The sequence below is a fragment of the Burkholderia pyrrocinia genome (assembly GCF_003330765.1).
GTDB classification, from domain to species: domain Bacteria; phylum Pseudomonadota; class Gammaproteobacteria; order Burkholderiales; family Burkholderiaceae; genus Burkholderia; species Burkholderia pyrrocinia_B.
The window spans coordinates 373710-386030 of record NZ_CP024904.1 but is presented as its reverse complement, the minus strand read 5'-3'; the positions used below and the strand labels follow the sequence as shown (position 1 = coordinate 386030).

Genomic DNA, 12321 nt, shown 5'->3' with positions numbered 1-12321 from the left:
CTCACGAAGGCGGGCCGGGCGGCGTCACGGGCGCGACCGCGATCGCGGCCGCGTGCGCGGCGACCTCGAGACCGTCGGCCGGCCACGCGCGCGGGCCGGCGTCCGGCGTGGCCGAGTCGACCAGCACGCGATAATCGAGCACGGGCGCGGGCGGCGCGAAAGTGATCGTCTCGGACGACGCGTTCAGTATCACGAGCAGCGCCTCGGTGCGGCCGGTGCGGCCCGTGCCGACACGCCGCATCGTCAGCGCGCGGCGCTCGCGGTCCTGCCACGCGGGCACGGTCAGCGCATCGCCGCGCTCGTCGAACCAGCCGATCTCGGCCATTCCCGGCGCGCCGTCGCGATCGCCCGACGGATAGCGCGGCGCCGACATCACCGGATACATGCGCCGCAGCGCGGCGAGCCGCGACACGAAGCGCATCAGCGTCACGGCTTCGTCGCTGCGCGCCAGATCCCAGTCGAGCCACGACATTTCGTTATCCTGGCAGTACGCGTTGTTGTTGCCGTGCTGCGTGCGGCCGAATTCGTCGCCGGCGACGAGCATCGGCGTGCCGAGCGCGGTGAACAGCGTCGCGAGCATCGAGCGCGCGACGCGCGCGCGCACGGCGCGGATCGCCGGATCGTCGGTCGGCCCTTCGACGCCCCAGTTCGCGCTGCAGTTGCCGCCGTGACCGTCGTGGTTGTCCTCGCCGTTCGCGTCGTTGTGTTTCGCCGCATACGACACGAGATCGGCGAGCGTGAAGCCGTCGTGCGCGGTGACGAAATTGACCGATGCCCACGTATGGCGCCGCTGGTGGTTGAACAGGTCCGCCGACCCCGCGAGCCGCGCGGCGAGCTCGGGCCGCTGGCCGGCGTCGCCGCGCCAGAAACACCGCACGGTGTCGCGAAAGCGGTCGTTCCATTCGGCGAAGCCGGGCGGGTGACGGCCGAGCTGGTAGCCGCCGGGGCCGAGATCCCACGGCTCGGTGATCAGCTTGCGTTGCGAGAGCAGCGGGTCCTGCCGCAACGCGTCGAAAAAACCCGCGCCGGGATCGAAGCCGTGCTCCTCGCGGCCGAGCGTCACGCCGAGATCGAAGCGGAAGCCGTCGACGTTGAATGCGCTGGCCCAGTAGCGCAGCGAATCCATCACCATCTGCACGACGCGCGGGTGCGACAGGTTCAGCGTGTTGCCGCAGCCCGTCTCGTCGACATGCAGGCGGTGGTCGCCCGGCACGAGGCGGTAGTAGCTCGCGTTGTCGAGGCCACGCCACGACAGCGTCGGGCCGAGCTGGTTGCCCTCGCAGGTATGGTTGTAGACGACGTCGAGCACGACCTCGATGCCGGCCGCATGAAGCTGGCGGATCGCGATGCGCATCTCGTCGAGCCGCCGCGTCGCGAGATACGCGGGCTCCGGCGCGAAGAACGCGGCCGTGTCGTAGCCCCAGTAGTTGCGCAGCCCGCGGTTCACCAGCGCGCGCTGCTGCAGGAACGCGTGGACGGGCAGCAGCTCGACCGTCGTCACGCCGATCGACAGCAGATGATCGATGAACGCCGGATGCGCGAACGCCGAGAAGGTGCCGCGTTCGGGCGGGCGCAACCCGGCGCGCCGCATCGACGCGCCGCGCACGTGGGTCTCGTAGATCACCGTGTTGCGCCACGACACGCGCGGGCGCCGGTCGTTACCCCAGTCGAACGCCTCGTCGACCACCACGCACTTCGGCATCGCGGGCGCCGAGTCGCGGCGGTCCATCGACAGGTCCGCGCGGTTCGAATGGACGCGATAGCCGAACAGCGCGTCCGACCAGCGGAAGTGGCCGACGAGCTTGCGCGCGTACGGGTCGAGCAGCAGCTTGGTCGGATTGAAGCGATGGCCGTTCTGCGGCTGGTACGGGCCGTCCGCGCGAAACCCGTACACGGTGCCCGGATGCGCGTTGGGCAGGTAGCCGTGCCACACCTCGTCGGTGCACTCGGGCAGGTCGAGGCGCGCGAGTTCCTTGCGGCCGGTCGGATCGAACACGCAGAGCTGGATGCGCTGCGCGTGCGCGGAAAACACCGCGAAGTTGGTCCCGAGACCGTCCCAGGTCGCGCCGAGCGGATAGCTGCGGCCGGATTCGAGACGGGCAGGCAGGGCGGTCGGCATGGGGGCGAATCTCCGTGTCGAAGGCGCGGGAAATCAGGCGGGGCTCAGCCACAGCGTGGCGAGCGGCGGCAGGCGCAGCGTGGCCGACCACGCCTCGCCGTGCGCGGGGACGGCCTCGGCTTGCACAGTACCGTCGTTGCCGGCGTTGGTGCCGCCGTACGATGCGGCATCGGTGTTCATCAATTCGCGCCACGGTCCGGGCGCGGGCAGGCCGACGCGGTAGCCGGTGCGCGGCACCGGCGTGAAGTTGCAGACGGCGACCACCATGTGCCCGGCCTCGTCGCGGCGCGCGAACGCGAACACGCTGTTGTCGCGATCGTCACCGATCAGCCAGGCGAAGCCGGCCGCGTGGCAGTCGAGCGCATGCAGCGCCGGTTCGGCCGCATACGCGCGGTTCAGGTCGCGCACGAGCCGTTGCACGCCGCGATGCGCGGGCGCGTCGAGCAGGTCCCAGTGCGGCGTCGCGTCGTGCGCGAACTCGGCCCATTGCGCGAATTCGTTGCCCATGAACAGCAGCTTCTTGCCGGGGTGCGCCCACATGAAGCCGAAATACGCGCGCAGCGTCGCGAGCTTCTGCCATGCGTCGCCCGGCATTTTCGTGACGAGCGAGCCCTTGCCGTGCACGACCTCGTCGTGCGACAGCGGCAGCACGAAGCGCTCGGAGAACGCATAGATGAGCCCGAACGTCATCCGGTCGTGGTGATAGCGGCGGTGCACGGGGTCCTCGCGCAGATACGCGAGCGTGTCGTGCATCCATCCCATGTTCCACTTGAAGTCGAAGCCGAGCCCGCCGTCGCCGGTCGGCGCGGTGACGCCCGGCCACGCGGTCGATTCCTCGGCGACGGTGACGACGCCGGCCGGTGCGGCCGCACCGTGCATCGTATCGTTCAGCAGGCGCAGGAACGCGACCGATTCGAGGTTCTCGCGGCCGCCGTGCACGTTCGGCACCCATTCGCCTTCCTTGCGCGAATAGTCGCGGTACAGCATCGACGCGACCGCATCGACGCGGATGCCGTCGACGTGATACCGGCGCGCCCACGCGAGCGCCGACGCGACGAGGAACGCGCCGACTTCGGTGCGCCCGACGTTGAACACGCACGTGTGCCAGTCGGGATGCAAGCCTTCTCGCGGATCGGCGTGCTCGTACAGCGCGCTGCCGTCGAACTGCGCGAGGCCGTGCGGGTCGTCCGGGAAGTGCGCGGGCACCCAGTCGACGATCACGCCGATGCCGGCCGCATGCGCGCGGTCGACGAACCGCGCGAAGCCGTCGACCGGCCCGAAGCGCGCCGACGGCGCGAACTGCGCGAGCGGCTGGTAGCCCCACGAGCCGCCGAACGGGTATTCGGCGATCGGCATGAACTCGACGTGCGTGAAGCCCATCCCCTGCACGTACGGAATCAGCCGCTCGGCAAGCTCGTCCCACGTCGCGCTGCGGTCCATCTCCTCGGGCACGCGCTGCCACGATTCCGCATGCACCTCGTAGATCGACCACGGCACGCGGTAGCGGTCAGTGTGCGGCCGCGCGTGCATCCAGCCGTGGTCGTGCCATGCGAACGCGTCGAGCGCCGCGACGTCGGCGACGACGGACGCCGTGTGCGGCGGCGCTTCGGTCGCGCGTGCACACGGATCGGCCTTGTTCGGCAGCACGCGCCCGTCGGGCGCGCGCAGCTCGTACTTGTAGTGCTCGCCCGCGCCGATGCCCGGCACGAACAGCTCCCACACGCCCGACGGCCGCCGCAGCCGCATCGGATGACGGCGCCCGTCCCACGCGTTGAAATTGCCGACCACCGACACGCGCTGCGCGTTCGGCGCCCATACCGCGAAACGCACGCCGTCGATATCGTCGATGCGCGCGGGCGTCGCGCCGAGGCAGTCGAGCACGGCAGCCGGGTCGCCGGCCGAGAAACGCGCGAGCGCCGCGTCGTCGAGCAGCGTGCCGAACGCATACGCGTCGTCGGTCACCTGCCGCGCGTCAGGCCAGTCGATCGCGAGCCGGTAACGGGAAACATCGCCGTTGCGTGCGATCGTTCCCGCGAAGCAGCCGGCGCGATCGACGCACGCGAGCGCGCCGAGTTCGTCGCCGTCCGGCGACAGCGCGCGCACGCGTTCGGCGCCGGGCAGCAGCGCGCGCACGACGATCCGGTCGGCTTGCCCGTGCGGGCCGAGGCATGCGAACGGATCGGGATGGCGGCCGGCGAGCAGCGCATCGATATCGGCGCGTTCGAACAGCGTATCGGTCATCGCGTGCCTCCGTCGTCGGGTGTGCTGCCGTCGTCGAGCAGGCGTTCGACGAGCGCCGCGAGCCCGCCGACCGGCACGCTCAGCCAGTCGGGCCGGTTCGCGGCTTCGTAGCACAGCTCGTACGACGCCTTGTCGATCAGGAACAGCGCGAGCAGGCGATCGGCGTAGCGCGGGTCGACGAAGCGCGCGGGCGCCAGCTCGGCGGCCGCGCGATAGCATTCGACGAAGCGATCGGCGGCGGCCTGCCCGAAGCGGTCGAACAGCGCGCGCTTGCGGCCGGCCGCCTGCGGCGGCGCCTTCTCGATCGCGAATTGCGCGATCGCGCTCACGTACGACAGCGAGCGCAGGAGACCGGCGACGTCGCGCAGCGGATGCGATTTCGCGCGGCGCCGGTCGAGCGGGCGCGCCGGTTCGCCCTCGAAGTCGATCAGCAGCGCATCGCCCTGCACGTCGAGCACCTGGCCGAGATGGAAATCGCCGTGAATCCGCGTGCATTGCGCATCGAGCGTGCGCGGCACGAGTTCGCCGAGCGCGCGCACGGCCGCGTCGCGGGACGCGAGCAGGACGTCGGCGGAAGCGCGCATCACGGGATCGAGCGCATCGAGCCGCGTGCGCAGCACGTCGAGCGCTTGCTCGAACGACGCGATCGCGTCCGCGCACCAGCCGTCGACATGGTCGGGCGTCGCGCGTTCTGGCGCGAACGCGGGATCGTCGGACGGCTGCGCGAGCGCGACGTGCAGCTGGCCGAGCCGCGTGCCGACGATGCCCGCGAATGACGCATAACCGAGCAGCGCCTCGGGTTCTTCGTCCTCTTCGGCCGCTTCTTCTTCGTCGGCGGCCGGCAGCGCGAGCTCGTCGATCGCGCGCCGCAGGAAGTCGAACGAACGCGTCCACGCGTCGCCCTGGTTGTCGACATAGCGCTGCAGGATCGCGACCGTGTGCGGCGTGCCGTCCGGATCGACGTGCACGACTTCGCCCGCGAGCGTCGCGGTGTTCGCATAGCCGATCCGCGTCAGGTATCGGCTCATTTCCGCTTCGGGGTGCACGCCGTGCGCGACCTTGCGCACCAGCTTCAGCACGATCGCGTCGCCGATCACGAGCGAGCTGTTGCTCTGCTCGGCCGCGAGCCAGCGCACTTCGGCGTCGTCGCCGGGATCGAGCGCGGCGAGCGCGTCTTCCGGCAGGAATTCGAGCCGTCCGCCGTCTGTGGTCGGCACCGTCGCGCCGTCGCGCAGCTTGCGCAGCATCCCGCGTGCGAATGACGGCAGCGCGAACGCGTCGGTCAGGTAGCCGACCGTGTGGCCGCGCCGTACGCGCGCCAGCGCGAGCTGCGCGAACAGCGGCTGCGAGGTCTCGCCGCCCCACGCGGCCGCAAGCGGCACGACGTAGCGTTCGACGTCGCCATGCCGGCCGGAGGTGACCCATGCCTCCGCGTACTGGAACGGCTCGCCCGGCACCGGCGTGACGACGTTCAGCCGCGCGTCGCCGATCGTGCGATCCTTCGACGCGAACCAGCGCCGCCGCGCGAGCCACGACGGCAGTGCATCGTGCGCGAGCGTGTGCAGTTGCGCGACGTCCGGCCGCGCCTCGTCGCGCCGCATCACGAGCGTCACGTATTCGGGCAGCGGCTCTGCATGCGGCTGCCGCCACGACGGTTCGCGCCCGTGCTCGGCGAGCACGAACCACAGGAACCCGTACGGCGGAAAGGTGAGGAGATACGGGAGCTGGCCGATCGGCGGAAACGGCGAATCCGACGTCATCTCGATCGGCACGCGGCCCGCGAATTCGGACAGGTCGAGCTCGACCGCCTGCGACGCGCGCGACAGGTTCGCGACGCACAGCACCGGATCGTCGCCGTCGAGCTCGCGCAGGTACGCGAGCACCTTGCGGTTCTCCGGGCGCAGGAAGCGGATCGTGCCGCGCCCGAACGCCTGCGACGCGCGGCGCGTCGACAGGATGCGGCGCGTCCAGTTCAGCAGCGAATGCGGGTCGCGCGTCTGCGCCTCGACGTTGACCGCGTCATAGCCGTACAGCGAACCCATGATGGGCGGCAGCACCAGCAGTTCGGGGTCGGCGCGCGAGAAGCCGCCGTTGCGGTCCGACGACCACTGCATCGGCGTGCGCACGCCGTCGCGGTCGCCGAGGTGGATGTTGTCGCCCATCCCGAGCTCGTCGCCGTAGTAGATGACGGGCGTGCCGGGCATCGACAGCAGCAGCGAATTGATCAGTTCGATGCGTCGCCGGTCGCGTTCCATCAGCGGCGCGAGCCGGCGCCGGATGCCGAGGTTCAGCCGCGCGCGCCGGTCGCTCGCATAGGTCTGCCACAGCAGGTCGCGCTCCGAATCGGTCACCATCTCGAGCGTCAGTTCGTCGTGGTTGCGCAGGAACACGGCCCACTGGTTGCTCGGCGCGAGCGCAGGCGTCTGCCGCATGATGTCGACGATCGGGAAGCGGTCCTCGCTCGCGATCGACATGTAGATGCGCGGCATCAGCGGGAAGTGGAACGCCATGTGGCATTCGTCCTCGTCGCCGAAATATTCCTGCACGTCTTCCGGCCACTGGTTCGCTTCCGCGAGCAGCATCCGGTTCGGATACTCGGCGTCGATGGTCGCGCGGATCCGCTTCAGGATCGCGTGCGTTTCCGGCAGGTTCTCGTTGTTCGTACCTTCGCGTGCGACGAGATAGGGCACCGCGTCGAGCCGCAGCCCGTCGATGCCGAGGTCGAGCCAGAAGCGCATCACCTGCATGACCTCGCGCACGACGGCCGGGTTGTCGAAATTCAGGTCGGGTTGGTGCGAATAGAAGCGGTGCCAGTAGTACTGGCCGGCGACCGGATCGTGCGTCCAGTTCGACGTTTCCGTATCGAGGAAGATGATCCGCGTGCCCGCGTATTTCGTGTCGGTGTCGGACCACATGTAGTAGTCGCGGTGCATCGAGCCCGGCTTCGCGCGGCGCGCGCGCTGGAACCACGGATGCTGGTCCGACGTGTGGTTGATCACGAGCTCGGTGATCACGCGGATGCCGCGCGCATGCGCTTCGCGGATGAAGCGCCGCACGTCGGCGAGCGTGCCGTAGTCGGGATGCACGTCGCGGTAATCGGCGATGTCGTAGCCGTCGTCGCGGCGCGGCGACGGGTAGAACGGCAGCAGCCAGACCGTGTCGACGCCGAGTTCGGCGATGTAGTCGAGCTTCGCGATCAGGCCCGGGAAATCGCCGATGCCGTCGTTGTTCGAGTCGTAGAACGACTTCACGTGCACCTGGTAGATGATCGCGTCCTTGTACCACAGCGGGTCGTCCGCGCAGAGCGCGGGTGCGCGGCGGCGCGCACGGCGCCGGCGCGGCGTGCCGGCCGGCGCGAGCGACGGGAACTGCGCGCGGCGCACGTCGTCGAGGGAATCTTCTCGTTTCATCATGCGTGGGCTCCCGAAGGGGATCGGGCGTGGTCCGACATCGGCGCCGCCGCCCGCGCGGCGCCCGGAGACGGCGCGAGCCGCCAGATTGCGTACGGCCGCACATGTGGATCGAGCGACACGTACTGGCGATGCCCGCGCCACGTTTCCGCTTGCGCGGCGTCCTGTTCGAGCGCATCGAGCGGTTCGCCGTCGACGAGCCCGAAGCCGCGCCACAGCGCTGAATCGAGCGTGAAGTTCGCGGCCTGCGGATGCCACGGGTCGATGCTGATCGCGACGACGATCACGCTGTCGAACGCAGGTGTGGCCTTGACGAACACCAGCACCATGTCGTTGTCCGCGTCGGCGAACGTGATGCCGAGGTGCGTCTGCAGCGCCGGGTGCTCGCGCCGTGCGCGGTTCAGCCGCGCGACTTCTGTACCGATGTGCGCGGCGAGGCTCCAGTCGCGCGCGCGCAGTTCGTACTTCTCCGCGTTCGCGTATTCCTCGCTGTTCGGCAGGGGCGCCGATTCGCCGAGCTCGAAGCCCGAGTACATGCCCCATGAACCGGCCAGCGTCGCCGCGAGCGCCGCGCGGATCACGAACTGCGTGCGCGGCGCGTTCTGCAGGTGGCGCGGGTTGATATCGGGCGTGTTGACGAAGAAGTTCGGCCGGAAGAATTCGCGCGCGGGGCCGGTCGCAAGCTCGGTCAGGTAATCGATGAATTCGCGCTTCGACTCGCGCCACGTGAAGTACGTGTACGACTGCGAGAAACCGATTTTCGCGAGCCGGTACATCATGCCCGGCCGCGTAAACGCTTCGGACAGGAACACGACGTCCGGATGCCGGCCGCGCACGTCGTCGATCATCCATGCCCAGAACGGCAGCGGCTTCGTGTGCGGGTTGTCGACGCGGAAGATCCGCACGCCCGCGTCGACCCAGAACAGCACGGCGTCACGCAACGCGAGCCACACGCCGGGCAGTGCATCCGGCGCGTAGAAATCGGGGTTCACGATGTCCTGGTAGCGCTTCGGCGGATTCTCCGCAAAGCGCAGCGAACCGTCGGGCCGCCACGCGAACCAGCCCGGATGCGCGGCGAGCCACGGGTGGTCGGGCGAGCACTGGATCGCGAAATCCAGCGCGATCTCGAGCCCGTGCGCGCGCGCGGCATCGACCAGCGTGCGGAACGACGCGAGCGTGCCGAGCTGCGGATGCACGGCCGTGTGTCCGCCGTCGGGCGAGCCGATCGCGTACGGGCTGCCGACATCGTCGGGGCCGGCTGTCAGGCTGTTGTTGCGGCCCTTGCGCGCGGCCATGCCGATCGGGTGGATCGGCGGGAAATACAGCACGTCGAAACCCATGTCGCGGATGCGCGGCAGTTGCGCGATCACGTCGTCGAACGTGCCGTGCCGATGCGGATCGTTGCTCGCCGAGCGCGGGAACATCTCGTACCAGCTCGAGAAGCGCGCCGCGCGGCGCTCGACGTCGACCGGGTAGGTGGTTTCGTCGTGCGTGACGAACGGGCGGTAGCGCAGCGCCGCGAACGCATCGGCGAGCGGCGCCGCGCCGAGCAGCGCGAGGCGGGCGTCGGCCGGCGCGTCCTTGAACTCGGCGACGAGGCGTTCCATCTGCGCGACCGCGCGTGCATCGGCCGGCTCGGCGAGCTTGAGCGCGGTCGCGAGCAGCAGCTGCGCTTCGCGCAGTTCGAGTGTCACGTCCTGGCCGGCCGCGTGTTTCTTCGCGACGTCGTCGACCAGCGACGCCCAGTCGTCGCGCCACGCGATCACGCGAAAGGCGTGGCGGCCGAGCTGATCGAGCGTGACGCACGCGTGCCAGCGGTCGTTCGGTTCGGCTTCGAACGGCACTTCGCGCCAGCCGTCTTCGCCGTCCGCGCGCCACTGCAGCGCGGCCGCCAGATGCGCGTGCCCGTCCGAGAAGATCGATGCGCGTACAACGAGCGGTTCGCCGATCACGCGCTTGACCGCGAAGCGGCCGCCATCGACCGACGGCTCGACGCGCTCGATCGCGATCCGGTCGGCCACGAGTGCATCGGACAGCGCCGTGCGCTCGCGCGCATCGTCGGGAAGCGTCGTGACGGGCGGCGCCTGCCACGCATGCAGCATCGCGTACGCGCCGGGCCCGAGCGTGAAGGGTTCGAGCGCGGCCGGCGGGTGGGTTTGCGCGCCATGCTGCGTGACGACGCGTGTGAATCCGCCCGGTACGCCGGGCAGGATCGTCGCGGGATCGACCGTCACCGCCGCGTCTAGATCGGGATTCAACGCGATCAGCAGTGCCGCTTCGTCGTGTTCGAGCGACGGCCCGGTGCCGCGCAGCAGCACCGTTGCGGGTGCGCCGGGCGCGCTCAGTTGCGCGATTTCGCCGCGCGCGGCTGCTACGGGCGTCGCGCGGCGCCATGCGTTCGCATCGGCGATCGTGCCGGACAGGTCGAAGCGCGCGCGCTCGAATGCGGCGCGATAGCGCCCGGCGTCCGCGTCGCGCGCCATCAGCGGCAGCGCGACGCCGTGCTCGAAGCCCATCGGCACGAGCCAGCCGGTGCCGACGGCCGCGGCCGTCCACAGCGCGCGGCGGTACGCGCGTGCGACGGTATCGTCCGGCGCGTCGGGCCAGTCGTCGGCGAGGCGCGGGCCGTCGAGCGCGTCGGGAAACGCGATCGGCGAGCCGATGCGCCGCAGCAGCCGGTGTTCGTCGGCGAACCACGGTGCGCGCAGGTCCCACCAGCGCACCGATGAAAACACTGCGTCGAACCCGGCCGCTTCGAGCTGCGCGAGCGCGTCGCGCGCATGGCCGGGCACGGCGGCCAGCACCGCGACATCCGGGCGCGCGCGGCGCAGCGCCGCGCGCCAGCCGGGCCACCAGTCGGCCGGCAGATGATGCGGCGCGTCGATCAGGAAGCCGGCCGCGCCCGCATCCGCGAAGGTGGCGAGGTGCGCGCACCACCACGCCGACAGCGCGTCGCGTGCCGCCTCGTCGCCAAGGTTCGCGTGCGCGACGTCCAGTGCGTGTGCGGTGCCGCGCGGATCGATCAGCGCGTCGTCGTGCGTACGCTCGACGTACCAGTCCGGATGCTCGGCGCGCAGCGGGTTCTCGCGCGCGATGCGATCCGGCACGACTTCGAGCAGCAGGCGCAGCCCGTGGCCGTGCGCGAGCTGCGCGAGCCGCGAGAACGTCTCGAGCGCGCTCGCGCGTGTCGCGAACGGTTGGGCCGGCCGGCGAAAATCGGCCACGTGGCGCGGAAAGCCGGCGACGCCCGCGGCCCAGAATGCACCGACGAGCACGTGATCGAAGCCCATTCCCGCGATTCGCGCGAACGTCTGCGGCCACGCGTCGAGCGGCCCGACGAGGCGGGCGTCGCAGAAATAGATGTGCGGAGCGAAGGTCGGCGTGGAGTCCATGGCGCGGGGCGGGCGGTGGCGATCGGTGACGGCGCTTCGCCGCAACGCGCGTGCCTGCGGCGCGGTTTCCCGTGCGACGGGGCTTGGGCGGGATGCCGGTGGTCGGGGACTGTCGTTTTTACACGATCGGGGTTCCGCGCGCTCATTGCGGGTCGAGGTCCCGATCGCCGTCGATGCGCTGCAACAGTGCATCGCAACGTGCGCGCAGCGCGTGCAGTTCCGGCGAATCCGCGTCGAGCCGCACGCGTTCGCCGTTGTCGGGATCGCCGTTCGCGACCGCGATGTCGTAGATTCCTTGCGCGATCGTCGCGGACGCGTTCGCGATCCTGATCCGGGCGAGCCAGCTGCGTTCGGCGTGATGGCACGCGAGCCACGCGCGCTGCGCGCCGACGAGCTGACCGGTCGTGAGCCATGCGCCGGACCGCATGCGCGTGGCCAGTTGGCTCGTCACGAGATAGGAGAGCAGGTCGGTCGTCTGGTTCACACGAAACTCCTTGGCGAAGTGTCGGGATGGTCGATCCGCAGGCTGGCGGATCGCTGCGCATTCCGGTTCGCCGGTTCGCGGGGGCGAAACAGGGACGGCATCGGTGCCCGGTTCGCCGTCCGATTGCCGGGTGAGGAAGCGCCCCATGTGCACACGGCGCGTGCCGGTAGCGGTTCGACGCGCAATCAGGGAGGACGCAAGCCGCGTGCCGGCCGGCACCGGGCACGGCGCGTGCGCGCAGCGCCGACGGGGCGCGCGGCGGCTTTGCAGCGCGCATTTTTTGCATCGCTTTTTGCATCGTCATCGCAGACAAGCACTGGAGGCCACCGTGCAGCATCAACAGGACGCACAGATTCGCGACCCGTATCGCGGCCACGAGATCCGCGTGTGGGCGCGGCGCAACGACAGCGGCGCGTGGCGCGACGAGGTGCAGGTGTATGTCGGCGGCGAGCGCATCGAACTGGTCGTGCCGGCGGCCGACGGCCCCGACTGGATGACCGAGAACGAAGCGTTGCTCGCGGGCGTCGAGCGCGGTCGCTACCTGATTGACAAGCGCATTGATGATGATTGACCGGCATCGAGCCAGAATCCTCACGCTTCATCGTATCTGGCGCTTGAATTGACGACTTTGTCGACAGTCTCACCAAAATAATGTCGTCAATTCGCGTCAGAGAC

6 protein-coding genes are annotated in these 12321 nt (G+C 70.1%); 1 reads left to right on the top strand and 5 read right to left on the bottom strand.

The annotated features are described in order from the left end of the window. Position 1 precedes the first annotated feature (1 nt). From glgX to CUJ89_RS34790, 5 genes are all read right to left on the bottom strand, one after another. Positions 2-2119, bottom strand: a complete 2118-nt coding sequence (glgX, locus tag CUJ89_RS34810) for a glycogen debranching protein GlgX (RefSeq protein WP_114181982.1) — start codon at positions 2117-2119, stop codon at positions 2-4. Positions 2120-2152: 33 nt separating this feature from the next. Beyond that, complete coding sequence (gene glgB / locus CUJ89_RS34805) at positions 2153-4360, bottom strand: 1,4-alpha-glucan branching protein GlgB (protein WP_114181981.1); 2208 nt, start codon at positions 4358-4360, stop codon at positions 2153-2155. Beyond that, positions 4357-7770, bottom strand: coding sequence for a maltose alpha-D-glucosyltransferase (treS, locus tag CUJ89_RS34800; protein WP_114182462.1), 3414 nt, complete (start codon positions 7768-7770; stop codon positions 4357-4359). The genes glgB and treS overlap by 4 nt, the downstream gene beginning before the upstream one ends. Next, positions 7770-11162 (bottom strand): maltotransferase domain-containing protein, encoded by a 3393-nt coding sequence (locus CUJ89_RS34795; RefSeq protein ID WP_114181980.1) that lies wholly within the window; start codon positions 11160-11162, stop codon positions 7770-7772. Before CUJ89_RS34795 ends, treS begins: the two co-directional genes overlap by 1 nt. Before the next feature lie 142 nt (positions 11163-11304). Continuing rightward, a complete protein-coding gene (locus tag CUJ89_RS34790) occupies positions 11305-11589 on the bottom strand; it encodes a hypothetical protein (protein WP_114182461.1) in 285 nt (94 codons plus the stop codon). Between the two features lie 262 nt (positions 11590-11851). On the opposite strand from CUJ89_RS34790, the gene CUJ89_RS34785 reads away from it, so the two are divergent. Further along, positions 11852-12217, top strand: coding sequence for a DUF6566 family protein (locus tag CUJ89_RS34785; protein WP_236655141.1), 366 nt, complete (start codon positions 11852-11854; stop codon positions 12215-12217). Positions 12218-12321: the final 104 nt, after the last annotated feature.

Bases quoted from the DNA above. Each gene is read 5' to 3' on its own strand.
- glgX (WP_114181982.1), bottom strand. From the start codon at position 2,119: ATGCCGACCGCCCTGCCTGCCCGTCTCGAATCCGGCCGCAGCTATCCG.
- glgB (WP_114181981.1), bottom strand. From the start codon at position 4,360: ATGACCGATACGCTGTTCGAACGCGCCGATATCGATGCGCTGCTCGCC.
- treS (WP_114182462.1), bottom strand. From the start codon at position 7,770: ATGAAACGAGAAGATTCCCTCGACGACGTGCGCCGCGCGCAGTTCCCG.
- CUJ89_RS34795 (WP_114181980.1), bottom strand. From the start codon at position 11,162: ATGGACTCCACGCCGACCTTCGCTCCGCACATCTATTTCTGCGACGCC.
- CUJ89_RS34790 (WP_114182461.1), bottom strand. From the start codon at position 11,589: ATGCGGTCCGGCGCATGGCTCACGACCGGTCAGCTCGTCGGCGCGCAG.